The sequence below is a fragment of the Verrucosispora sioxanthis genome, from assembly GCF_010560025.1.
Taxonomy (GTDB): domain Bacteria; phylum Actinomycetota; class Actinomycetes; order Mycobacteriales; family Micromonosporaceae; genus Micromonospora; species Micromonospora palythoicola.
Genome location: NZ_SAIY01000003.1, coordinates 46,326 through 69,723, shown reverse-complemented (window position 1 = coordinate 69,723; position 23,398 = coordinate 46,326). Strand labels below are relative to the sequence as shown.

Sequence of the window (23,398 nt, the reverse complement as noted above, 5' to 3'; positions counted from 1 at the left end):
TGCCCGGCCGGTCGGCACGTCGCCGGCCCTGGTGATCGACTTTGTCCAATAGCATGACGCGCATGGTCGTAATCCGGTGGCTGGTGCGATGACCCAGCCGGTCCCCGGTGCGGCCCGTCCCGCCGCGTGGTGGCTTCGGGTCGTCTTCGGGGTGATCGGCCTGATCGCCTCGGTGCTCGGTTACGTCGGCCTGGAACGCCTGTCGCAGGCACGCCCCGAGGCCATCGCCGACCGGTACGACATCCTCTACTACGACCTGCAACTGTTCTTCCTCAGCGCCGAACTCTTCGAGCAACCCGGTCCGTATCCGTGGCAGTTGCAGGTCGCCCGGTTCATGGCACCGCTGTTCACCCTGCTGGCGGTGGCCGAGGCCGGTCGGCTGCTGCTGGCCACGGAGATCCGGCGGCGGCGGGCCCGGCGGGCCAGTGGCCACGCCGTCGTCTGCGGCGACTCGCAGTTCGCGCACATGCTCGCCGACCGGCTGTACGCCGACGGTGGCCGGGTGGTCGTCGTACGCTCCGAACCGTTCGGGCCGCTGGAGTACCGCCGACGCCGCTACCTCGGTGTCGTCGGCGATCCGACGAACGTGGAGGTGTTGCGGGGTGCCGGCCTGCCCCGGGCGCACACCGTCTACGCCTGCACCGACGACGACGACCGCAACCACGCCATCGCCAACACCGCCAACCGGCTGATCCAGGACCGTCGCCACCCGCCCCGGGTCTACGTCCAGGTCCACGACCCGGAGATGTGCCTGTCGTTGCAGGCCCGGCGGCTCGGCGCCGCCGGGTCCAGTCGGCTGCGCCTGGACTACTTCCACGTCGACGACATCGCCGCCCGGGCCCTGCACCGGCACCATCCGCTGCCGTCGGCACCGGACCGGCCGACGACGGTCCTCATCGCCGGCGACGGCAGCTTCCGAAGGGCACTGCTGGTGGAGACGGCCCGGCACTGGCGGGCGCACCAGGCCGACCAGGGCGGGCCCGACCGCCGGCTGCGGGTGGACCTGGTGGCACCGGACGCCCGCGCCGAACTCGCCCTGGCCACCTCCCGCTATCCGTTCCTCAGCGAGGTCTGCCGGCTGGCCGGGTACGACCGGGACATCGCCGGCCTGGTCGGCCTCGACCATGTCACCGCCGAGGGCTACGACCGCATCTACCTGTGCGCCCCCGACGAGATCGGCGGCCTGCGCTTCGCGCTGGACACCCCCGCCCTCTGGCGCGGGACGCGCAGCATCGTCTTCGTGCCGGTCTACCGGCAGGCGGCGCTGGCCGCCGCCTTTCACGGCGACGCCCGCCACGACCTGCTCGACGAGGTGCACGGGAAGCTGCGGCTGTATCCGGTGCTCACCCATGCCTGCGACGCCGGGCTGATCGCCGAGGACCTCACCGAGCGGCTCGCCCAGCAGATCCACCTGCGGTACCTGTACGCCCAGCAGCGAGCCGGGCTACGCCTCGGCGACGCGCCCGCCATGGTGCCCTGGTCCCGGCTGCCGGAGTCGCTGCGCCGCGCCAACCGCAGCCACGTCCAGGACATCGCGGCCAAACTGCTGAACCTGGGCTGCGTGGTGGCCCCCCGGCACGGTGGCGCCGGTGACGCCTCGGCTGCCGGGCGGGCCATCGACGACCGGATCGAGCAACTGGCCCGGCTGGAACACGAACGGTGGTGCAGGGAACGGCGCTCCGAGGGCTGGACGTTCGGCGAGCCGCGCGACGACGCCCGGCGCCGACACCACCTGCTGCGGCCGTGGGACGAACTGTCGTCGGCCGCGAAGGAGCAGAACCGGGAGGAGATCCGGGCGTTGCCCGACGTGCTGTCCGACAGCGGATTCGAGTTGATCCGGCTGGGCCCCAGCGTGCCAGTCCAGCGGGGAGGCTCGGCCGATGCCGCCTGAACGCGAACCGGTCCGCGTCGGGGTCACCGGCCACATCAACCTGACCCCGGCCACCGAGCGGCTGGTCGCCGAGGCGATCCGCCTCGAACTGCGCAGGATCAGCGACCGGCCGGTGCACGGTGTCACCTGCCTGGCGGCGGGCACCGACCAGATCTTCGCCCGCGCGGTCCTGGACGGCGGTGGCACGTACGAGGTGGTGCTGCCGGCTCCCGACTACCGGGACACCATCGCCCCGGCGGCCCGGAGCAGCTTCGACGAGTTGCTCAGCCGCGCCACCCGGGTGCTGCACACCGGCCACCGCACCTCCGGCACGGCCGCGTACGTGACCGCCAACCGGGAGCTGCTGTCGCGGGTGCAGCGGCTGCTGGCGGTCTGGGACGGCGAACCGGGCTGCCACGACGCGTCGACGGACCGGACCGTCGGCTGGGCCCGCGAGCGGGGCATCCCCACCACCGTCATCTGGCCCACCGACGCCCGGCGGTCCCGCTTGGGATGAGCCCCCGGTGGCCGGTGCTGTCCGTTCCGCTGATGCCAATTCGTCGTACCCGGGGAGTAGACCGACCAGGACCGGTGTATGTCCGGTGCGGCGACCGCCCGCCGGCCCGACGAAACGAGAGGATGCTCAGATGAGTGGTGTACGTGTGCTGGTGGGGACGCGCAAGGGTGCGTTCGTCCTGACCGCCGACGGCAGGCGCGACAGCTGGACGGTCGACGGGCCGCACTTCGGGGGCTGGGAGATCTACCACCTCACCGGGTCGCCGGCCGACCCGGACCGGCTCTACGCCTCCCAGTCCGGCGGCTGGTTCGGGCAGCTGATCCAGCGCTCCGACGACGGCGGCCGGACCTGGACCACTGTCGACAACGACTTCGCCTACGCCGGTGACGTCGGCGACCACCTCTGGTATGACGGGACGCCACGTCCGTGGGAGTTCAAGCGCATCTGGCACCTCGAACCGTCCCGCGACGACCCGGACACCGTCTACGCCGGCGCGGAGGACGCCGCGCTCTACGTGACCACCGACGGCGGCGGCAAGTGGACGGAGCTGACCGCCCTGCGCACCCACCCGAGCGGGCCGTCCTGGCAGCCCGGCGCGGGCGGCCTGTGTCTGCACACGATCATCCTGGACCCGGCCCACCCGGGTCGGATCTACACCGCCATCTCGGCGGCCGGCGCGTTCCGCAGCGACGACGGCGGCACCAGCTGGCTGCCGATCAACAAGGGGCTGCGGTCGGGGGAGATCCCCGACCAGGACTCCGAGGTCGGCCACTGCGTGCACCACATCACCCAGCACCCGTCCCGGCCCGACACGCTGTACATGCAGAAACACTGGGACGTCATGCGCAGTGACGACGCCGGAGCGAACTGGCGCGAGGTCAGCGGCAACCTGCCGTCGGACTTCGGCTTCCCGATCGCGGTGCACGCCCACGAACCGGAGACCATCTACGTGGTGCCGATCAAGAGCGACTCCGAGCACTACCCGCCGGAGGGCCGGCTGCGCGTCTACCGCAGCCGCACCGGCGGCGACGAGTGGCAGCCGCTGACCGACGGGCTGCCACAGTCCGACTGCTACGTCAACATCCTGCGCGACGCGATGGCCGTCGACACGCTCGACCCCTGCGGCATCTACTTCGGCACCACTGGTGGCCAGGTCTACCGCTCCGCCGACGGCGGCGACAGCTGGGCGCCGATCGTCCGGGACCTGCCGCCGGTGCTCTCCGTGGAAGTCCAGGTGCTGCCGTGATCCGGGTCGTCCTCCCGGCTCACCTGAAGACCCTCGCCGGGGTGACCGGCGAGGTGCGGATCGAGGTGGCCGGCCCCGGGCCGGCCACCCAGCGCCTGGTGCTCGACGCCATCGAGGCGCGCTACCCGATGCTGCTCGGCACCATCCGCGACCGGCACAGCGGTAAGCGCCGCGCCTTCGTCCGCTTCTACGCCTGCGAGGAGGACCTGTCCAACTGTCCACCCGACACGCCCCTGCCCGAGCGGGTGGTCGCCGGCGAGGAGCCGTTCATCGTCCTCGGCGCGATGGCCGGCGGATGACCCGGTTCACAGGCCACGGGCGAACAGTGCCAGGCGTACCCGGTTGGGGCTGCCCGTCTTGGTCATCAGGCTGGTGATGTGGGACTTGACCGTGGTCACGCCGATGTGCAGCCGCTCGGCGATCTCGCCGTTGGACAGCCCGTCGGCGACCAGGTCGAGCACCTGCTGCTCCCGGGCGGTCAGCCCGGTGACCGGCGTCGGCGTCCCGGTGCGGGCGTGCACCGCGCGCCGCACCAGCCGGCGCAGCACCTCCGAGCTGAACGGGCTGTCGCCGGTCGCGGCGCGGCGCACACCGTCGAGCAGCTCGGTCGGCGGCGCGTCCTTGAGCAGGAAGCCGCAGGCGCCGGCCGTCAACGCCGGATAGAGGTGGTCGTCGTCGCCGAACGTGGTCAGCACCAGGACGCGGGCACCGGGACGGTCGGCGAGGATCCGGCTGGTCGCGGAGATCCCGTCGACGCCGGGCATGCGCAGGTCCATCACCACGACATCGGGCACCAGCCGGGCGGCGAGGGCGATCGCGTCCCGGCCGTTGTCGGCCTCGCCGACGACCTCGATGTCGGGCTGGGCCTCGCAGAGCATGCGCAGGCCGGCGCGGATGAGGTGCTGGTCGTCGACAAGCAGTACCCGGATCATGTGCGCTCCGTCGCTGCCGGGCCGGCGGGCAGCACGGTGGCGACCCGCCAGCCCGGTCCGGTCGGTCCGGCCGTCAACTGTCCGCCGAGGACCTCGACGCGTTCGCGCATGCCGGTGATGCCGTGGCCGCCGCCGACCGGCACCGGGGCGGGCACCCTGCCGCGACCGTCGTCGACCACCTCCCAGTGGACGGCGCCGTCGACCACGGTCACCGACAGTCGCGCCACCGCGTCGGTACCGGCGTGCTTGGCCACGTTCGTCAACGCCTCCTGGCTGAGCCGTAGCACCGCGAGGCCGCGTACCGCGTCGAGGCTACCGACCGCCGGGTCGATGTCGGCGATCACGGTGATCCCGGCCTGCCGGGCCCGGTCCACCGCGGCGCCGAGCGCGGCCGGTAGCGCCGACGGTTCGATCGCGGTCAGCGCGGCGTCGCCGCGTACGCCGTCGGGGTCACGCAGCACCGCGACCAGCCGACGCAGGTCGGCAAGGGCCGCGGTGCCCGTGCCGTGCACGTCGTCGAAGACCGCGCCGACCCGGGGATCCAGGTCGGTGAGCACGTGCCGGGCCACCCCGACCCGCAGCACCATCGACGCCACGTGGTGCGCGACCACGTCGTGCAGCTCCCGGGCGATGGTGCCGCGTTCGTCGGCGCGGGCGGCTCGGTTCTCCGACTCGCGCCGCCGCTGCTCCTCCTCGGCCCGCCGCCGCGACTGCTGCCCGAGCTCCCGGGTGGTCCGGATGACCAGCCCGAGCAGCACTGGCACGCCGACCTCCGGCAGCAGCCCGAACACACCGGAGAGCAGGCGCGGCAGCGGGTCACCGATCGAGTCGGTCAGGTCGACCACGGCCAGCAACCCGGCCGCCAGCCAGATGGTCCGGCTCCGGTGGGCGGCCATGGTCAGTTCGAGCAGCGCCCAACTGGCACCCACCTGGTTGATCGTGAAGTCGTCGACCAACCAGATCGCGCCCGCCAGCAGCGCGGTCTGGGTGAGCATGTTGGCCAGTGGCCGGTGGTGCAGCGAGAGTCCGACCGCGAAGGCCAGCACCGCGAGCACCCACTGGACCGTGGTCGGTGCGGACATGGTGCCGAAGAACAGGTAGCCCAGGCCGGAGAGGATGAGCAGCACCATCCGCACGAGGCTGTCGCGCGCGTCGAACAGTCGTCCCACCCAGCCCACGGCCTCAGCCTAGGTGTCGCGGTTCGCGGCCAGAAGTCACCGTCGGCGGTGCCCATCTGGCGCGGACGAGCAGATAGGCGGCCAGGCCGAGCGGCCCCAGCAGGATCGTCGACACCAGCACCGGTGCCATCGCCAGCGGGGGGACCGCCCGTTCCCGGCTTTCGAGCCAGGCCCACCGGCCGACGAACAGGTCGAAAGCGATCATGTGTGCCCAGGCCGCCGCGGCGCCCTCGGCTCCGCCCAACAACTCCCGTACGCCGTCGAGGGTGGGCGACACCACGGCCGGCAGGACCTCGCCGAACGCCGGGATCACCAGCACCGCGTAGATCACCACGGCCGGGAGCACGATCAGCGGCGACCGGATGATCCGGTGGGTCACCCGCCAGGTCGGCAGCAGGATCATCAACGCCCAGAAGGGTGCCGCCACCGCGAAGGTCAGCGTGAACAACGTGGCACTCACGCCGTCACCTCCGTCCGCTCGTCACCCTCGACCCGCTCGCTGTGCGGTCCCGCCGGGCCCGCTGGCCGGTGCTCGCCGCCCGCCGGAGCCCCGCTGCGGGCCAGCACCGCGCCGGCAGCGGCGACGGTCACCACCGCCAGCGTCGCGACGGCGGTCAGGGTGAGCGTGTCCGGTCGCAGCAGCGGCTGCCCGCGTAGCGCCTGCCAGGTCAGCAGCACGGTCGCCGCACCATAGCCGACGCCCAGCACGAGCAGCAGCCGCGCCCGGGTGCGCTCGTCCAGCCGACCACCAGCGATCCGGCTCAGCAGCAGCGCCAGGATCGGCAACACCTGCATCCCGTGCAGCCCCACGAAGTGCCCGATGCGCAGATCCCCGCCGGTGGTGCTCCAGCCGACCACCGGCAGCCCCGGCCCCCCGTCGGCCACGCCCACGCTGTGTGCCCCGGCGATGCCTTCGATCACGGGAGCCTGTGCCGGCAGGGTCATCGGTACCGCCACCAGCATGCCGAGCGCCGCCAGCCCGAGCCCCAGACCGATCGCGTACCGGCCGGCGCGGCCGGCGACCGGCTGCCGCAGCACCGCGACACCGATGACGACGTGCGCGACGAACAGCACCATGATCGCCGCGCCCATCAGCTGCCACAGCACGGCGTTCAACGGAGTGGTCTCGTTGTAGTGGCTGGTGGTGCCGCGGATCACCTGCCCGACGATGACGCACATCTCCACCACACCCATGGCGACCACCACGGTGACCGCCCACTCCGCGATCCGGCTGCGCCGACGCAGCAGCGAGAGCAGCCAGGCCAGGGTGCCGCCGTACAGCACGAAGGACACCGCGAACTTGAACGGCTTGAGCCAGATCGGCGCGCCGGTCACGACCCGCTGGTCGGCCACGATGCCGACCGCGCAGACGACGGCGAGCACCGCCATCGCCGAGACGAAGACCATCAAGGGGCGGTGCCGGTTCATCCGCCGCGACAGGTTGTCAGTCATGCCTGTAGATGCTCGTCGGCGTACGGGTCGACGTCGCCCGACCACTGGCCCCGACCACGGCCGATGGTCGGATGGCCCTCCCCTACCCGGGTAGGAGAGAAACCCCGTCCTGCGGCAGGGCCCAACGCCTCTGTCGACAGCGCGGCGGCGGTGCGAGGCTGGACGGGCAGGGAGGCAGGCGATGACCACCAGAGCTTCGAAACGAAAGTCACAGTGGACGGTCGGCGACGTGATGACAGGTGACGTCGTGTCGGTGCGGCCTGACACCTCGTACCGCGAGGTGGTCGACACGCTGATGGGCAGGGGGGTGAGCGCCGCGCCCGTGGTGGACCCGGACGGGCGCGTGCTCGGCGTGGTGTCCGAAGCCGATCTGTTGCACAAGATCGAGGCTGCCGGGGACGAGCGGCACCGCCGGATCATCGGCGTTCGTCGGGTGGCGGCGAAGGCACAGGCCACCGTCGCCGCCGACCTGATGACCGTGCCGGCGGTCGTGGTCGAGCCGACGGCATCGGTCGCCGCGGCGGCTCGACGGATGGAGGCGGCACGGGTCAAGCGGATGCCGGTCGTGGACGCCGACCGACGGCTCGTCGGAATCGTGTCACGGCGGGACCTGCTGCGGATCCACACCCGGCCGGACGAGGAGGTCAGCGCCGACGTCGTCGACATCGTCCTGCGCGGCCTGTGGATCGCCCCGGACACCGTGACGGTAGGCGTGGCGGACGGTGTGGTGACGTTGTCCGGCACCGTCGAGAGTCGCAGCCTCGCCGGTATGGTGGCCGATCACACGGCCAGGCTCGCCGGTGTCGTCGAGGTGGTCGACGAACTGGACTGGGAACGCGACGACTCGGAGTTGATCGAGTCGCGGGGCTACGCGTTCGGCTCCGCCGAGCGCCTCATGCGGCCCTCGCGTGACTGACCACCGGCTCCGGCACCCGCACGGGGCGCAGCACCCGACCCGGCGGGTGGCGGGTCGAGGACCCGGCTGGTACCGGGGCGACGTCCACCTGCACACGGTGCGCTCGGCCGGCGGCGAACTCACCCCCGGGCAGCTCGTCGCCGCCGCCCGCGAGATCGGGCTGGACTTCGTCGCCACCACCGAGCACAACACCGCCGCCGGGCACGGTGACTGGAGCCGGCACGCGGGCGACGACCTGCTGGTCATCCTCGGTCAGGAGGTCACCACCCACACCGGCCACTGGCTCGCCCTCGGCCTGGAACCCGGGCACCAGGTCGAATGGCGCTACGGCGTACGTGACGACGTCGTCGACCGGCACCTGGACCTGGTGCGCCGATCGGGCGGTCTCTGCGTGGCCGCCCACCCGTACGCGCCGTACGAGTCCGGAACCCTGGCCTACCCGTACCGGTGCTTCGACGCGGTCGAGGTGTGGAACGGACAGTGGCGTTCGGACCTGCCGTGGAACGCCGACAACGAGGCGGCGTTGGCCGAGTGGGGCCGCAACCTCGCTCACGACATCCATCAGGGACGGTGGTGGCCGGCGCTCGGCAACAGCGACACCCACCTCGCCGGTCAGCTCGGCACCCCGCACACCGTGGTCTACGCCGAGGAGTTGAGCGTCGAGGCGATCCTCGCCGGCCTGCGCGCCGGCCGGAGCTGGATCGCCGGCTCCGCCGCCGTCGACCTGGCGTTCGCCGCCACGACAGGTGACCGCGTGGTCGGCGTGGGTGAGCACCTGGACACCGGCGGCGCACCGATCGAGGTACGGGTGCGGGTGTCCGGGGCACCGGCCGGCACCGTCAGTCTGCACACCGAGCGCGGCACCGTGCTCCGCGAACGACTGCCCGCGGACGGCTCGGGCACGGTCCGCTGGCACACCACCGCGCGGGACAGTGGCTTCGTCCGGGCAGAGGTGCGCCATCCGGACCGGCGGATGGCGGCCCTCACCAACCCCGTGATCCTGGCCTGACCGGCGCCGCCCGCCGCCGTGGTGCCGGTCGACGCCTCGCGCGGCGGGTCGGCGCGGGGCCGGCCGCGCGGCGTACGTGGCGGCTCAGCGCGGCGCAGCGTACGCCAGCGGGGCCCGTACGTCGTCCCAGGTACCGGTCAACGTGGCGCCGGCCGGCGCGGCGGCGGATCCGGGGCGGCGGATCACGGCCAGCTCGACGGTGTCGGTGACGATGAGCGTCGGGTCGCCGTCGACCACCCGGCGCACCGCGCCGACCGTTGGCACGTCGACCGCGGGCGCGTCGCTGGTGATGCCCATGCTGGGCGGGCGCACCTCGCGCCGGCCGTCGACCTCGAAGTACTCCTCGGCCTGCCCGGTGCCGGCCAGGATGGCCTCGGCCAGGGCGGCCGCGTACACCGGGTCGCCGACCGCGTCGTAGACCCAGCGCCGGCCCAGCACCGAGTGTTCGGTGGTGCCCACCAACCACTCGTCGGCTCCGTCCAGCGGTGTCCCACGGTAGGTCAACGGCACCTGGTGCACCGGCCCGTCGCCGCCGCGTACCAGGAGGGTCTCGATGCCCACCTGCCCGGCCGGGTCGTCGAACCGGTACGCGGCCACGCGTGCCACCTCGGCACCGCCCGTGTACCAGTTGCGGCTCGGCAGCCAGGCCGCCAACAGTTCCAGCTTGCTGGGACGGATGTCCGCTCGGTGCAACAACGCCATGAGCCGCATCGTACGCACCACCCGAATCCGCCTCGGCGGTTCCCGTCCGCGGATGGCGGCGCGGCGGTGTTGTGGCCTAGCATCTCGGGCCAGTACAACGTCGAGCCCAACGCGGGTTCCCCCCGACCCGCCGCCGGTGCCGCCGCCGGGTTGACGGCCCGCGGGAAAGGCACCCCTCGTGAAGATCGTGGCCGCCGACGTCATCGTCACCAGCCCGGACCGCAACTTCGTCACCCTGAAGATCACCACTGAGGACGGCCTCACCGGCCTCGGCGACGGCACGCTGAACGGACGCGAACTCTCCGTCGCCTCGTACCTGCGCGACCACGTGGTGCCGTTGCTGCTCGGGCGCGACGCCCACCGCATCGAGGACGCCTGGCAGTTCCTGTACCGCTCGGCGTACTGGCGGCGCGGGCCGGTCACCATGGCGGCCATCGCGGCGGTCGACGTCGCGCTCTGGGACATCAAGGCAAAGGCCGCCGGGATGCCGCTCTACCAGCTGCTCGGCGGCGCGTCCCGCACCGGCATCATGGCGTACGGTCACGCCTCCGGGCGGGATCTGCCGGAGCTGTTCGACTCCATCCGGGCCCACCTCGATCTCGGCTTCCGGTCGATCCGGGTGCAGACCTCCGTGCCGGGCATCAACGCCGTGTACGGGGTGGCCACCCAGCCCAGCGCCGATGGCAAGCGTTACGACTACGAGCCGGCGCAGCGCACCCCGTTGCCGGCCGAGGAGGACTGGGACACCCGGGCATACCTGCGGCACCTGCCCGGCGTCTTCGAGGCGGTGCGCAGCGAGTTCGGCCCTGAGCTGCCGTTGCTGCACGACGGGCATCACCGGATGACCCCGATCCAGGCCGCCAAGCTGGGCAAGGCCCTCGAACCGTACGACCTGTTCTGGCTGGAGGACTGCACCCCGGCGGAGAACCAGGAGGCGCTGCGACTGGTCCGGCGGCACACCACCACGCCGCTGGCGATCGGCGAGGTGTTCAACACCGTCTGGGACTACCAGACGCTGATCCGGGAACAGTTGATCGACTACGTACGCTCCGCGGTCACCCACACCGGCGGGATCACCGCCATGCGTAAGCTGCTCGACTTCGCCGCGCAGTACCAGATCAAGTCCGGCATCCACGGGCCGACCGACATCTCGCCGGTCGGCATGGCCGCCGCGCTCCACCTCGACCTGGCCATCCACAACTTCGGCATCCAGGAGTACATGCGGCACGGCGCGCTCACCAACGAGGTGTTCCGCCAGTCGTTCACCTTCACCGACGGCTACCTGCACCCGGGTGAGCAACCGGGCCTCGGCGTCGAGCTGGACGAGGAAGCGGCCGCCCGGTTCCCGTACCAACCGGCGTACCTGCCGTTCAACCGGCTCCAGGACGGCACCGTCCACGACTGGTGACCCGCCCACCTTAGGCACGGAGTTGGGCGTGGGGGTGGGTTTGGGGTTTTTCGCGGTGCGGCGTCGGAAAGCGGTTCACCATCTGTTCGGATGGCCTTGGCCGGGTGACGCGACGGCAGGTGAGCGGGCGTGCGGGAGACAGCGGTCGAGCCGGTCGTCGGTGGTGACGACGCCGGCCTGGCGGAGCAGGTGTGGCGCAACGCGGCCGAGGATCCGGACGCGGTGCAGTTCGTCCGGCCCGACCCGGACCCGAGGTCGTGGCCGGTGCGCCGCTCGGGCCGCGGTGGCGCCCTGCCGGTGACCTGCCGGCAGTTCCGCGACGACGTGGCGGCGGTGGCCCGCGGTCTCGTCGCCGCCGGCATCGGGCACGGCGACCGGATCGGGTTGCTCAGCCGCACCCGGTACGAGTGGACGCTCGTCGACTACGCGCTCTGGTCGATCGGTGCGGTGACCGTGCCGATCTACGACACCTCCAGCCCCGACCAGATCCGCTGGATACTCGGCGACTCCGGTGCGGTCGGCTGCGTGCTGGAGACCGCCGACCACACCTTCACCGTGGCCGAGCTGCGCTCCGAACTGCCCGGGTTGCGGCAGACCTGGCGCATCGACGCCGGCGAGCTGATCGAGCTGGTGGCGCGGGGCCGCGCCGTCGACACCGCCGAGGTGGATGCCCGCCGCGCCGCCGTCACCGGCGACGACGTCGCCACCATCGTGTACACCAGCGGGACCACCGGCCCACCGAAGGGCTGCGTGCTGGCCCACCGCAACCTGTCCGCCGACGTCGGCAACGCCACCGCGGTGCTGCCCGAGTTGCTGCACCCGGGTGCGTCGACGGTGCTGTTCCTGCCGCTGGCGCACGCCTTCGCCCGGCTGATCCAGATCGGCATGGTGCACAACCGCGCGACCATGGTGCACAATGCCGACATCTCCGGGGTCCTCGACCAGCTACGCCGGTTTCGGCCCACCTTCATCCTGGCCGTGCCCCGGATGTTCGAGAAGATGCACGACCAGGCCCGGCGTACCGCCGAGGACACCCACCGGGGGTGGCTCTTCGACCTCGCCGAGCGGGCGGCCGTGCGGTACAGCCGCGCCCTGGAAACCCCGGGCGGACCCGGGAGGCTGCTCCGCCTGGCGCACCTGGTGTTCGACCTCGCCGCGTACCGCCGGTTGCGGGCCACCCTCGGCGGGCGGTGCCGGCTGGCCATCGTGGGCGGCGCGCCGCTGGGGGAGCGGCTGGGGCACTTCTTCCGGGGGGCGGGCATCACGGTGCTGGAGGGGTACGGGTTGACCGAGACCTCCCCGGCGCTGACCGCGAACCTGCCGACGGCGATGCGCATCGGCACGGTCGGCCGTCCGCTGCCGGGGGTCGAGATCCGCATCGCCGACGACGGTGAGATCCATGCCCGGGGCGAGGTGGTGTTCGGCGGGTACTGGAACAACCCGGAGGCCACCCGGGAGGCGTTGACCGACGACGGCTGGCTGCGCACCGGTGACCTGGGCACGATCGACGACGACGGTTTCCTGCGGATCACCGGACGGACGAAGGACATCATGGTCACGGCCGCCGGCAAGAATCTGGCGCCCGCGCCGATCGAGGAGCGCATCCGAGCGCATCCGCTGGTCAGTCAGGTGATGCTGGTGGCCGACGGCCGGCCGTACCCCGCCGCTCTGGTGACGGTGGACCCGCAGGCCTGGACGCGCTGGCGGGAGCAGCACGGGCATCCCGGTGCGTCGGTGTCCGCGTTGCGGGACGACCCGGAGCTACGTGACGAGATCCAGGTCGCGATCGACCGGGCCAACCGCAGCGTCTCCCGGGCCGAGCAGGTCAAGACCTTCCGGATCCTGCACCGGGATCTCACCGAGGTGGACGGGGAACTCACCCCCACCCTCAAGATCAAGCGGGAGGCCGTGCAGGACCACTTCGCCGACGACGTGGCCGCCCTGTACCACGGTCACTGAGGCCGGTGCCGCACCACCGCCCAGCCGGTGCTGATCAGGAACAGCGCGGCGCTGTAGGTCGCCATCACCAGCACGCCGTGCCCGGGCACCGTCGTACCGGCCGCGCCGAGACCGATCAGCAGGTCCGAGACGAGGAACAGGCCCCCGCCGAGCGCGACCCGTCGGCCGAGGGCGGTGGCGGTCGCCGCCATCAGGCACAGCGCCAGGCTGTACCCGAGCACGGGTAGCCGCAGCTCGCCCAGCCGTGGCCACAGCACCGCGTTCGCCACCGCCCACAGCGCCAGGTATCCGGTCACCGCCGCCGGTCGGGGCCGGCGGCGAGGCACGAAAGCGCTGACGAAGGCCAGTTGCGTACCGAGGAAGCAGCCCATGCCGACCAGGAACGCGACGTCCGACGGCACCAGGAGTGCGACGTCCCCGGCGGTGGCGAGGGCCAGTCCGACCGCGATCGGGACGTCCGCCGCGCGGATCCGCCACAGCCAGGCCAGCAGCAGCGGCGCCAGCAGCGGCTTGGCCAACCACTGCACCTCGGGTACGTCGGTGGCGACGGCGACCAGTTCGACGCCGACCACGACGGCGAACGTCCAGAGCAACGCCGAGTCCCGGTGCGGCCACCGCTGCCGTACGCCCACGGGTCGCCGCTCCGGGCCGGTGCTGCTCGTCGCGGCGGTCACCGGGCCGGCTGCCAGCCCGGTCGGCGCAGCAGGTAGCCGATCCGCTCCCGCCACGATCTGGCGGTGCGCAGATCCCGCCAGATCGCCGCGTACTCGTGGGTCGCCACCCGCAGCGGGTTGTAGGTGCCGATGTTCTTGGTCAGGCCGTACCGGACCGCGTCCCCCTCGGCCTGGAAGGTGCCGAAGATCCGGTCCCAGACGATCAGGATGCCGCCGTAGTTGCGGTCCAGGTACTCGGTGTTCGAGCCGTGGTGCACCCGGTGGTGGGAGGGGGTGTTGAACAGCAACTCGATCGGCCGGGGTAGCAGATTGATCCGCTCGGTGTGCAGGAAGAACTGGTAGAGCAGGCTGATCGACTGCTGTAGGAAGATCATCCACGGTGGGATGCCGAGCAGGGCCAGACCGAGCCAGAAGGGCAGGGAGGTCATCGGCGTCCAGCTCTGCCGCAGCGCCGTGGAGAAGTTGAAGAACACGCTGGAGTGGTGCACCACGTGCCCCGCCCACAGCAGACGGACCTCGTGGTGCGCCCGGTGGAACCAGTAGTAGGCGAAGTCGTCGGCGAAGAACAACAGCACCCAGACCCACCAGTCACCGGGGGAGAGGCGCAACGGCGAGATGGTGTACGCGGCGGCGTACAGGCCGATCGTGAGCAGCTTCCACGGCACCCCGATGACCTGGCTGCCGGCGCCCATGGTCAGGCTGGTTGCGGTGTCCCGGGCCTCGTAGCCGCGCTCGGCGTCATCGGGCGCGAACCGGTACGACAGCGCCTCGACGGTGATGAGCAGGAGGAACGCGGGGATGGCGTAGAGCACGGCGGGGATCATGCCCGGCTGTCCTTTCTGGTCGGAGCGGTCAACGCGGCGGTGAGCAGGGACCGGGCCTGTTCGGCGGCCTCGACGTCCCGGCCGTCGGCGATGGCCGAGGCCAACCGGCGGTGCCCGGCCACGTCGAGCAGTTCGGTGGCGCGCCGCTGCGGCGGCACCTCGGCCACCGCCAGGGCACCGGCCACCAGACTGTTGAAGGCCAGCAGGTACGCGGTGTTGCCGCAGCCGTCCAGGATGAGCCGCCACACGGCGATGTTGGCCTCACCCATGGCGGTCAGGTCGGGCGCGAGGTCGGCGAACTCCTCGACCGCCCGTAGGATCCGTCGTCGCGCCACGTCGTCGGCGCGCCGGGCGCACAGGCGGGCGGCGTCCACGCCGATACAGGCCCGCATGTCCATCATGTCGCGTACCAGGGTGGCGACCGGCAGGACGTCGCCGGAGCGTACGAGTGACAGCGCCAGGTCCAGGCCGGCGTGCACCCGCCAGTCCAGCACCCGGGTGGCTCCGCCCTGACTGATCCGGACCAGGCCGAGCTGCTGCAACCGCCGCAGCGCCTCCCGTACCGCGTGCCGGTTCACCTCGAAGGCCGCTGCCAACTCCCGTTCGCCGGGCAGGGCGTCGTCGGTGCGGTATGTGCCGCTGACGATCGCGTCGCGCAACTGTCCGAAGACCAGGTCGGAGACGGAGGCCCGGGTGACGGGGACGAATGCCATGCCAGGCAGTGTGGCTCAGCACACATCAACCCGTCAACTGGTTGGACCAGTTGGACCGCGGATCGACACGCCCGTGGCTCGTGACCATGCTGTCGCGGTGAGTTAGGGTGCGTTCGCAGTGGGTGGCGGTCGGGTACGGGAGGCGCCGGTGCGGAGACGACGGCCTGGCCTCGTCCGGGCGGCCCTGCGACTCGGGTTCCTGACCGTGGTCGCCGGGGCGGCGTGGTACGCCTACGACGTCGCCGTGACCGATGTCGCCCAGGCCGGCGAGAAACCGCCGGCCGCCGTTGGTGACGAGCGGGCCGCCGATCGCGACGAGGCTGCTTCCCACGCCGCCGACCTCGTTCGCGGCCTGCTCGCTCCGGTCCTCCGGTCGGATCCGCCCGTCCTGGCCCGCCCGCCCCGGGACCGCCCGCCGCCGGCCCCACCCGCGCCGCCGGTCCGTCCACCCAGGGCCGATCCGCCCCCACCGCACCCATCCGACGAGCCGGCACCACCCGTCGACGCGGGGCCGGCGGGACGGCCGGCACCCGCGGGTGGGCAACCACGGCAGGACGCCGCGCCACCGGCCGACGCGACGACGCCGGCTGGGCAGGTGCCGCCGTCGACCGGTCGGAGCGCGGCGAGACCGAAGCCGACCTCACCTCGGGTAGCGACCGGGACGCCGCACGCGGCACCGCCAGCGAAGCCCTCCGCCACGCCGCCCAGCGCGAGCAGGCCCGACGACCCGTCGGCGCGGCCGCCCGCGCTGCCCGAGGCCGAAGCCGGGCCGCTCACCGCCGTGCTCGCAGAGCTGCTGGGTCCCGCGTCGCCGCTGCCCGACTCCGTCGTGGCGGGGACGGACCCGGTCCTCCGGGAGCTGACGCCGGTCCTCGACCCGCTGGAGCCGGTCCTCGACGTGCTGGAGCCGGTCGTGGAACTGCCCCAGCCCGCCCCGACTCCGGCGGACCCGACCCCTCACCCCAACCCGGACCCCACCATGCCGCCGGCACCGGCAGGTGATCCCACGCCACCGGCACCGGGGGCCGAACCCGCGCGACCGGGCAGCCCCGACCGGATCGGCCTCGGTCCGGGCAGCGCCCGACCACTCGGCGCCGCCGACCACCGCATCCGTCACCTGTCCGACTACCCGGCGGCATCGCTGTCGGCCCCCGACCAGGGGGCCGTCGACGGTGGACAGCACGACCGGAACCGGCAGGCCGACTCCACGCCGGACACTCCGCCCTCGTCACCGGCACCTGGCACCAGCGGCGCCGAGCCGGCGCCGAACTCGCACAGCGGTACGGCCGACCTGGCTGCGGCCGGCTGGTCGCCCCCGCCGGTCAGCGGTCGGGTGACCCGATCGACGCGTGACCGGCGGCAGCCCTCCCGCTCGCCACGTCCGCGCAGCCGGCCCGCCTGACCGGAGCGCAGGTCCCGTCCACGCCGCCCCGCCGGTCGTGGTCGCACGCCGCGGCACCCTCCGACGGCCGCACACCGCGGACCGTCCCCGGGCCTGCGCGCCTGTCTCCGTGGCGCGGGCCCGTCACCGTCCTATCGACCTCATGCCTTGCCAGGAGTAGTCATGCACGTCAACCTGCCGGTCAACCGTGCCCGATGGTGCGATCTCGACTGGATCGTCGACCTGCTCACCGCCACCATCGTCCCGACCCACCTCGGCGCGTGGCTCGTGCCCGACGAGCGGCGGCGCCCCGCCGTGATCGCCGCCGTCGCCCGCATCTGGACCGAGCACGCCCTGCTGTTCGGCGACGCGTTCCTGCTCCGGGACGGGACCGCCGCCACCGTCTGGTTCCATCGCTACCGCCCGATCCCGCCGCCACCTCGCTACGACGAGCGACTCGACGACGCCAGCGGAGAACACGCCGTGCGCTTCCGGCGGGTCGATCACCTCCTTGCCGCGCGGCGTCCCGCCGAGGCGCACAACCACCTCGCGTTCCTCGCCGCCCCGCCGGATCCCGACCGGGCCGGTCAGGCCGCCGCCGTCCTCGCCGGCAGCCACCGCCACATGGACAACGTCGGCCTGCCGACGTACGCGGAGGCGCACGGCGACGACGACCTCCGGCTCTACCGCCGGCTGGGCTACCGCAGCCGGCAACGTCTGTCGTGTCCCGGCGGGGCCACGGTCAACCTGCTCTGGCGACCGGTTCGACCGGTACCGATCATCCCGTCCACCCTCGCGACCCGACCGGTACGACCCGCGGGGGCAACGACACCGAACCGACCCCTCGTGGTGGCCGTCGACGTCGCCGGAGGAGGAGCCGGGGCCCGCCGCTGACCCGCCATGCGGCGGAGCCACCGTGCGGGCCGACCTCGACCGGCCCGCACGGTGGCTCCCGACGACGGCCGGTGTGACCGCCGGCGTCAGCCCTGGGCGGTCGGTGACGGCGGAGCACTGCCGCCCTGGGGCGCCTCGGTGGACATCAGCTCCACCACCGCCTTGCGGTCGGCCGCCGACGGCAGGCCCCAGCCGGGCCGGTACCCGTACACCTCGCGCAGCGGGGTGGCGCTGGTCCGCCCGCCGAGAATCTCCACGGCGTCGGCGTCGATCAGCCCGGGATGCTCCACCCCGCACGCCTCGGCGACCTTCATCAGGTCCCGGCGCAGCGTCTTGATGTAGTGCGCCGCCCGGACCGCCTTCGATGCCGGGTGCAGCCCTCGGGTCAGCCAGGCGTTCTGGGTGGCCACACCGGTGGGGCAGGTGTCGGCGTGGCACTTCTGCGCCTGGATGCAGCCGATCGCCAGCATCGCCTCCCGCCCCACCGCCAGCATGTCGCAGCCGAGCGCGAACGCGACCACCGCGTTGTCGGGCAGACCGAGCTTGCCGGATCCGACGAAGACGACCTGCTCGTGCAGATCACGTTCGGCGAAGACGGGGTAGACGCGGGCGAAGCCCTGCTGGAAGGGCAGCGACACCGAATCGGTGAAGATCAGCGGCGCGGCACCGGTGCCGCCCTCGCCGCCGTCGATGGTGACGAAGTCGACGCCCCGGCCGGTGTCGCGCATCAGGTCGGCCAGCTCGGTCCAGAAATCGAGGTCACCCACGGCCGACTTGATACCGACCGGCAGACCCGTCTCGGCGGCCAGGAGTTCCACCCAGTCGAGCAGGCTGTCGCAGTCGGAGAACTCCGCGTGCCGCGACGGACTGACGCAGTCCCGCCCGATCGGGATCCCCCGACTGGCGGCGATCTCCGCCGACACCTTCGCCGCCGGCAGCAGGCCACCCAAGCTGGGTTTGGCCCCCTGACTGAGTTTGATCTCCAGCGCCCGTACCGGCGCGCCGGCCACGGCCTCCTTGAGCCGGGCCAGGTCGAAGCGGCCCTGATCGTCACGGCAGCCGAAGTACGCGGTACCCAGCTGCAGGATCAGCTCCCCGCCGTGGCGGTGGTACGCCGACAGCCCACCCTCGCCGGTGTTGTGCAGGCAGCCGGCGATCGCCGCGCCCCGGTTCAACGCCTCGACGGCCGGACCGGACAGGGAGCCGAAGCTCATCCCCGAGATGGTCACCACCGACTCGGGGCGGAAGGCGTGGGTACGTCGGCGGGCGCCTCCCAGCACCTTCGCCGCCGGCAGCCGTACCTCGTGCCCGATCGTCGGCGTCGAGGCAGGGACCGCCCGGCCGAAGGTGCGGTGCTTGATGACCGGGTATCCCGGGGTGTACTCGATGTCGTTGTCGGTGCCGAACCCGAAGTAGTTGTTCTGCCGTTTCGCCGAGGCGTACACCCAGCGGCGCTGGTCCCGGGTGAACGGACGTTCCTCGTTGTTGCCCGCCACGATGTACTGGCGCAGCTCCGGCCCGACCGATTCGAGCAGGTAGCGGGCCCGACCCAGCAGCGGAAAGTTGCGCCTCAGCGCGTGCTCGCGTTGCAGCAGATCACGGGCGGCGAGCGCGGCGAGCGCGGTGACGGCGGCGGGTACGGCGTGACGGGCCCATCTCATCCCGCCACACTTTCCGCCACCGCCCCCGGTCAAACGTCGGGGCGGTGCAGCTCAGGGCCGGTCGGCCACCAGGCGCAGCGGAAGGCCGCCGACCGTGCCCACCGGACGACTCGCCAGGTATCCACCCGGTGAGGTCGGTGCACCCGCCGGGCCGATGGCGTCACCGGCGGCGGTGGCGATAATGATCGCGTGTTCAGCGGCACCGTCCACTTGCGCCTGTCGCGGATAGTGGCGACATGAACGGTTGGCAGGTCTCCGGCTACACCTCGGTCCGTCGGCTCGGTGCCGGTGCCTCCGGCAGCGTCGATCTCGCCGTGCACGACGCCACCGGCACCGCGGTGGCGATCAAGTATCTGACCACCGGGCCCGACGACGAGCTGTTGCGGGCCGACTTCCGGGACGAGGCGCGGCGGCTTGCCGACATCGACGACCCGCACATCTGTCGCCTCTACGAGTACGTCGAGGCGTCCGGCGGTGCGGCGATCGTGATGGAGTTGGTCAACGGCGTGTCGCTGCGCCAGATGCTGCGTGCGCAGGGCCCCACCACACCGGAGTCGGCGCTCTGCGTGCTCAAGGGTTCCCTGGCCGGGCTCGGTGCGGCGCACGCGCGCGGCGTGGTGCATCGTGACTACAAACCCGAGAACGTGCTGGTGACTGCCGAGGGCACGAGCAAGCTCGCCGACTTCGGCATCGCCATGCCGGTCGGTGCCGCCTCCGGTGGCACTGTCACCGGCACCCCCCGCTACATGGCTCCCGAGCAGTGGTCCGGTGCGCCGGCCAGCCCGGCCTGCGACATTTACGCCGCCACCGCCACCTTCTTCGAATGCCTCACCGGCCACCCGCCGTTCGACGGGCGGGATCTGGCCACACTGCGCCGGCAGCACATCCGGGCGCCGATCCCCACCGATCGGGCGCCGCGCCCGGTGCACGGCCTACTGCGCGACGGGATGGCCAAGCGGCCCGACGACCGTCCACAGCCCGCGCAGGTCTTCCTCGCCAGCCTGGAAGAGGTAGCCGCCGGTGCCTACGGGGACGACTGGGAGGAACGAGGGTGGCGCGAGCTGGCTCGCCGGGCAGCGCTGCTGGCGGCTCTGTTTCCGTTCCCGGACGGCAGCGGGGGCGGCATCAGCGTGGCCAGCACGGCGGTCGGTGTCTATGCGCCGACACCGGTGGGCGAGGCCGCCGGCGGATCCGTACCTCGACGGACCGGACGGTCCCGGGCGGCGCTGGTCGGGTCCGGCCTGGTGGCGGCGATGCTGGTCGGCGTTGCCGGGCTCAGCTACGCCGGGAAGGACGAGCCACCGTCGGTCGGTGCGGCGGCGGCCACCGAGGCCCGCACGGATCTGACCGCCGGGACCGTCCCGACCGTCGGAGTTCCGGCCGCACAGCAGCCGACGCCAACGTCCGACGTGCCGACGGTCGGCACCCCCGGTCCACCCACCCCGACCGGTACGGGGACCGTCCCGACGGGCGGCACAACGGTCGAGCCGAGCCGGTCGGTGCGTCCCCCGGGCGGCTCACCGACCGCGACGCCGGTGCCCACGTCGTCCACCAGTCCCGCACCGCCGTCGGACACCACCGCGCCCACCGTCGACCGGGTCACCGCGAGTCCGACCGAACTGGATCCGGCGGGCTGCCCGTTCGGACCGACCGCGAGCACGGTCACCGCGCTCGTCGCCGACGACCGTACCGACTCGGGTGAGCTGCGGGTCCGTCTGCGCTACACGCTCGAAAAGCGCTCGTACGAGCAGAACATGGCTCAGCTGCGTGGCGGCCAGTTCCGGGGCGTGCTCGGCGACCTGCCCAGGCCTGGAGCGACCACGCGGATCCCGGTCGCGGTCCTGGCCACCGACGCCGTCGGTAACACCACCAGCGGTGCGACGGTGCACGTGACGCTCTACTCCTTCTGCACGCCCGGCTGACCAGCCGCCCCGCACCCAGGCCCGCGACGAACGCAGGAGACGACAGCGTGAATCAGCCGGACGACGACGCCACGGAGGCCCTGCCCACCCAACGGGTACCGGCCGAGCGGACCGTCACCCTGCCCGCACACCCGCCGTCCGTGACCGCACCTAAGGCGTCACTCGACGGTGCGGAGCCGACGCTCTCACTCGACGGTGCGGAGCCGACGCTCTCACTCGACCGTGCGGAGCCGACGCTGTCGCTGGCTGGGACCGGGGGAGACACGATGGCCGCGAATGTCACGGTCGGTACGCGTACCGGCGGCACGGCCCTGCCCGCGCCCGGCGGCGAGCTGCGGTTCGGTCCCGGCGTGCCGGTCGCCCCGCCAGCGGCACCGGCCTGGCCGGCACCCGCGCCGCCGCGCCGGCCGTCACCCTGGCGTCGTTTGACCACCGTGCTCTCCGCGCTGCTGAGCCTCGCACTGCTGACCGCGGTGGGGTTGTGGATCTGGCAGCGACTCAGCCCGCTGGAGATCGCCGATGTAACCGCGAGCGTGCCCCGACCGGCCGGCGCACGCTGCGACGTCACCGTCGACGTGGTCGCCACCGTGCGAACCAACGGCAGCGCGGGCGTGATCGAGTATCAGTGGCTGCGGACCGGCAGTGCGCCAGGTGCTCTGCTCACCGAGCGCGTCGGTCGGGGACAGCGTAGCGTCACGCTGACGTTGCGCTGGTCGTTCACCGGGGTCGGCAGCACCACGGAGACCGCGACGGTGAACATCGTGTCGCCGGCACCGGCGCAGGCGGCGACCGAGGTCAGCTACGCCTGTCCAGGCTGACTCCGCCAGGCCGGTGGTCGGATGTGTCTGGGGCTGGGACGCCTTCCCGCCCCCGGGATGCAGCGGCCCCGTCCTGATCGCCTACGCCATGGAACCCGGCAGCGCCGTGGAACCGGGCAGCGCCGCGCCCAGCGGCTGCCGCTGCTCGCTGCGGACGCGACCTGACGACCTCTGCCGGCCACGCCGACATTCGCCTCTGGAACGAGCCGGCCCGACGCCGCTCTCGCACTATGAGTCGCGGGCCGTCAACAACCGAAAGTTTCGATCTGGGACGTCGTTCGGGTGATCGGGTGGGTGGCGGAGGGTGTCATCGTCGCAGCACAGATGGGGCATTGATGCCCTTCACGGTGACTCCGGCCGGCTCGGGACACAGTGGCACCAATTAAGATCATTGTTGACATTTATGCGACTCGATGCTTGTCTGGCGTTGGAAGCGCTCCCATCCACCGACACCACCGAGGAACGGAGGACGCACATGCGTTCACGCAGGCCCGATCAGAGCGGCGGGCGGTCCCGGTCAGCCGTCCGCCAGCCCCTTCGGGTGTTTGCCGTGCTACTCGCGATGATCGTTGGCGTGCTGCCCTGGGCCACCCCGGCCCAGGCTCACGGCACCATCATCAACCCGGCCTCCCGCGCCTACCAGTGCTGGCAGAGCTGGGGAAGTCAGCACACGAACCCGGCCATGCAGCAGCAGGACCCCATGTGTTGGCAGGCGTTCCAGGCCAACCCCGACACCATGTGGAACTGGATGAGCGCGCTGCGGGACGGTCTGGGCGGAAACTTCCAGGGCCGCACCCCGGACGGGCAGCTGTGCAGCAACGGGCTGTCCAGGAACAACAGCCTGAACCAGCCGGGTGCCTGGCGGACGACGAACGTGAGCCGCAACTTCACGGTCCAGCTGTACGACCAGGCCAGCCACGGCGCCGACTTCTTCCGCGTCTACGTCAGCAAGCAGGGGTTCGACCCCACCACCCAGCGGCTCGGCTGGGGCAACCTCGACTTCATCACGCAGACCGGCAGGTACGCGCCCGCGCAGAACATCTCGTTCAACGTCTCGACCTCCGGCTACACCGGACGCCACATCGTCTTCGTCATCTGGCAGGCTTCGCACCTCGACCAGGCGTACATGTGGTGCAGTGACGTGAACTTCGTCTGATCGACCAGCTCCACCATCCGTCCCACGGGTGCGGCCCAGGACCGAGGTCCTGGGCCGCACCCGTCGTGCGATGCCCGGTCGGCGGATGACGACCCCGATCCGTGGCAGCCCTGGCGCTCGACACGCCGGCCACAGACCACCGTCGCTGCCACAGATCCGGGCGGGC

The 23,398-nt window shown here is 72.3% G+C and carries 22 protein-coding genes; 13 read left to right on the top strand and 9 right to left on the bottom strand.

The features are described from left to right. The first annotated feature begins 88 nt into the window (after positions 1-88). The 4 genes from ENC19_RS09640 (at position 89) to ENC19_RS09625 (ending at position 3,932) form a co-directional block, all read left to right on the top strand. Positions 89-1,891, top strand: coding sequence for a RyR domain-containing protein (locus ENC19_RS09640; protein WP_164446857.1), 1,803 nt, complete (start codon positions 89-91; stop codon positions 1,889-1,891). Continuing rightward, positions 1,881-2,387, top strand: coding sequence for a hypothetical protein (locus ENC19_RS09635; RefSeq protein ID WP_164446856.1), 507 nt, complete (start codon positions 1,881-1,883; stop codon positions 2,385-2,387). Before ENC19_RS09640 ends, ENC19_RS09635 begins: the two co-directional genes overlap by 11 nt. A 130-nt stretch (positions 2,388-2,517) precedes the next feature. Then, positions 2,518-3,633, top strand: coding sequence for a WD40/YVTN/BNR-like repeat-containing protein (locus ENC19_RS09630; protein ID WP_164446855.1), 1,116 nt, complete (start codon positions 2,518-2,520; stop codon positions 3,631-3,633). Continuing rightward, complete coding sequence (locus ENC19_RS09625; protein ID WP_164446854.1) at positions 3,630-3,932, top strand: MoaD/ThiS family protein; 303 nt, start codon at positions 3,630-3,632, stop codon at positions 3,930-3,932. The genes ENC19_RS09630 and ENC19_RS09625 overlap by 4 nt, the downstream gene beginning before the upstream one ends. Positions 3,933-3,938: 6 nt before the next feature. Here ENC19_RS09625 and ENC19_RS09620 read toward each other — a convergent pair whose 3' ends face one another. From ENC19_RS09620 to ENC19_RS09605, 4 genes are read right to left on the bottom strand one after another with little or no spacing between them, the layout of a single operon-like run. Next, the gene (locus tag ENC19_RS09620; RefSeq protein WP_164446853.1) at positions 3,939-4,565 is read right to left on the bottom strand and encodes a response regulator transcription factor; all 627 of its coding nucleotides are present in this window, start codon (positions 4,563-4,565) and stop codon (positions 3,939-3,941) included. After that, the gene (locus ENC19_RS09615; protein ID WP_328824195.1) at positions 4,562-5,743 is read right to left on the bottom strand and encodes a sensor histidine kinase; all 1,182 of its coding nucleotides are present in this window, start codon (positions 5,741-5,743) and stop codon (positions 4,562-4,564) included. Before ENC19_RS09615 ends, ENC19_RS09620 begins: the two co-directional genes overlap by 4 nt. Positions 5,744-5,747: 4 nt before the next feature. After that, complete coding sequence (locus tag ENC19_RS09610; protein WP_164446852.1) at positions 5,748-6,203, bottom strand: ABA4-like family protein; 456 nt, start codon at positions 6,201-6,203, stop codon at positions 5,748-5,750. Next, positions 6,200-7,195 (bottom strand): hypothetical protein, encoded by a 996-nt coding sequence (locus tag ENC19_RS09605; RefSeq protein ID WP_235944640.1) that lies wholly within the window; start codon positions 7,193-7,195, stop codon positions 6,200-6,202. The genes ENC19_RS09610 and ENC19_RS09605 overlap by 4 nt, the downstream gene beginning before the upstream one ends. 181 nt (positions 7,196-7,376) lie before the next feature. Here ENC19_RS09605 and ENC19_RS09600 point away from each other — a divergent pair, with 181 nt between their 5' ends. Further along, positions 7,377-8,111, top strand: coding sequence for a CBS domain-containing protein (locus ENC19_RS09600; protein WP_164446851.1), 735 nt, complete (start codon positions 7,377-7,379; stop codon positions 8,109-8,111). Further along, positions 8,104-9,120 (top strand): CehA/McbA family metallohydrolase, encoded by a 1,017-nt coding sequence (locus ENC19_RS09595; RefSeq protein ID WP_164446850.1) that lies wholly within the window; start codon positions 8,104-8,106, stop codon positions 9,118-9,120. The genes ENC19_RS09600 and ENC19_RS09595 overlap by 8 nt, the downstream gene beginning before the upstream one ends. Before the next feature lie 84 nt (positions 9,121-9,204). Here ENC19_RS09595 and ENC19_RS09590 read toward each other — a convergent pair whose 3' ends face one another. Beyond that, positions 9,205-9,822, bottom strand: a complete 618-nt coding sequence (locus tag ENC19_RS09590; protein WP_164446849.1) for a CG0192-related protein — start codon at positions 9,820-9,822, stop codon at positions 9,205-9,207. A 178-nt stretch (positions 9,823-10,000) separates the two neighbouring features. On the opposite strand from ENC19_RS09590, the gene manD reads away from it, so the two are divergent. Together manD and ENC19_RS09580 are read left to right on the top strand one after the other, a co-directional pair. Next, positions 10,001-11,230, top strand: a complete 1,230-nt coding sequence (manD, locus tag ENC19_RS09585; protein ID WP_164446848.1) for a D-mannonate dehydratase ManD — start codon at positions 10,001-10,003, stop codon at positions 11,228-11,230. A gap of 129 nt (positions 11,231-11,359) precedes the next feature. Further along, a complete protein-coding gene (locus ENC19_RS09580) occupies positions 11,360-13,189 on the top strand; it encodes an AMP-dependent synthetase/ligase (protein ID WP_164446847.1) in 1,830 nt (609 codons plus the stop codon). On the opposite strand, the gene ENC19_RS09575 is transcribed toward ENC19_RS09580, so the two are convergent. From ENC19_RS09575 to ENC19_RS09565, 3 genes are read right to left on the bottom strand one after another with little or no spacing between them, the layout of a single operon-like run. After that, positions 13,183-13,863 (bottom strand): lysoplasmalogenase, encoded by a 681-nt coding sequence (locus tag ENC19_RS09575; protein WP_328824194.1) that lies wholly within the window; start codon positions 13,861-13,863, stop codon positions 13,183-13,185. The genes ENC19_RS09580 and ENC19_RS09575 overlap by 7 nt on opposite strands. Beyond that, on the bottom strand, positions 13,860-14,687 hold the full coding sequence (locus tag ENC19_RS09570; protein WP_164446846.1) for a sterol desaturase family protein: 828 nt from the start codon (positions 14,685-14,687) through the stop codon (positions 13,860-13,862). Before ENC19_RS09570 ends, ENC19_RS09575 begins: the two co-directional genes overlap by 4 nt. After that, the gene (locus tag ENC19_RS09565) at positions 14,684-15,400 is read right to left on the bottom strand and encodes a FadR/GntR family transcriptional regulator (RefSeq protein ID WP_164446845.1); all 717 of its coding nucleotides are present in this window, start codon (positions 15,398-15,400) and stop codon (positions 14,684-14,686) included. The genes ENC19_RS09570 and ENC19_RS09565 overlap by 4 nt, the downstream gene beginning before the upstream one ends. A 148-nt stretch (positions 15,401-15,548) precedes the next feature. Between ENC19_RS09565 and ENC19_RS09560 the strand changes: the two genes are divergently transcribed. After that, a complete protein-coding gene (locus tag ENC19_RS09560; RefSeq protein ID WP_164446844.1) occupies positions 15,549-16,802 on the top strand; it encodes a hypothetical protein in 1,254 nt (417 codons plus the stop codon). 162 nt (positions 16,803-16,964) lie between these two features. Then, positions 16,965-17,675, top strand: coding sequence for a hypothetical protein (locus tag ENC19_RS09555; RefSeq protein ID WP_164446843.1), 711 nt, complete (start codon positions 16,965-16,967; stop codon positions 17,673-17,675). An 86-nt stretch (positions 17,676-17,761) separates the two neighbouring features. Here ENC19_RS09555 and ENC19_RS09550 read toward each other — a convergent pair whose 3' ends face one another. Beyond that, complete coding sequence (locus tag ENC19_RS09550; protein WP_164446842.1) at positions 17,762-19,336, bottom strand: FMN-binding glutamate synthase family protein; 1,575 nt, start codon at positions 19,334-19,336, stop codon at positions 17,762-17,764. 236 nt (positions 19,337-19,572) lie between these two features. Between ENC19_RS09550 and ENC19_RS09545 the strand changes: the two genes are divergently transcribed. The 3 genes from ENC19_RS09545 to ENC19_RS09535 all read left to right on the top strand — a co-directional run bounded on the left by ENC19_RS09545 (position 19,573) and on the right by ENC19_RS09535 (position 23,232). After that, positions 19,573-21,258: a serine/threonine-protein kinase gene (locus tag ENC19_RS09545; protein WP_164446841.1), complete on the top strand. Its 1,686-nt coding sequence runs from the start codon at positions 19,573-19,575 to the stop codon at positions 21,256-21,258. A gap of 47 nt (positions 21,259-21,305) precedes the next feature. Next, a complete protein-coding gene (locus ENC19_RS09540) occupies positions 21,306-22,076 on the top strand; it encodes a hypothetical protein (RefSeq protein ID WP_164446840.1) in 771 nt (256 codons plus the stop codon). A 541-nt stretch (positions 22,077-22,617) separates the two neighbouring features. Next, entirely contained in the window at positions 22,618-23,232 is a 615-nt protein-coding gene (locus ENC19_RS09535) for a lytic polysaccharide monooxygenase auxiliary activity family 9 protein (RefSeq protein WP_309246035.1), read from the top strand. Positions 23,233-23,398 lie beyond the last annotated feature (166 nt).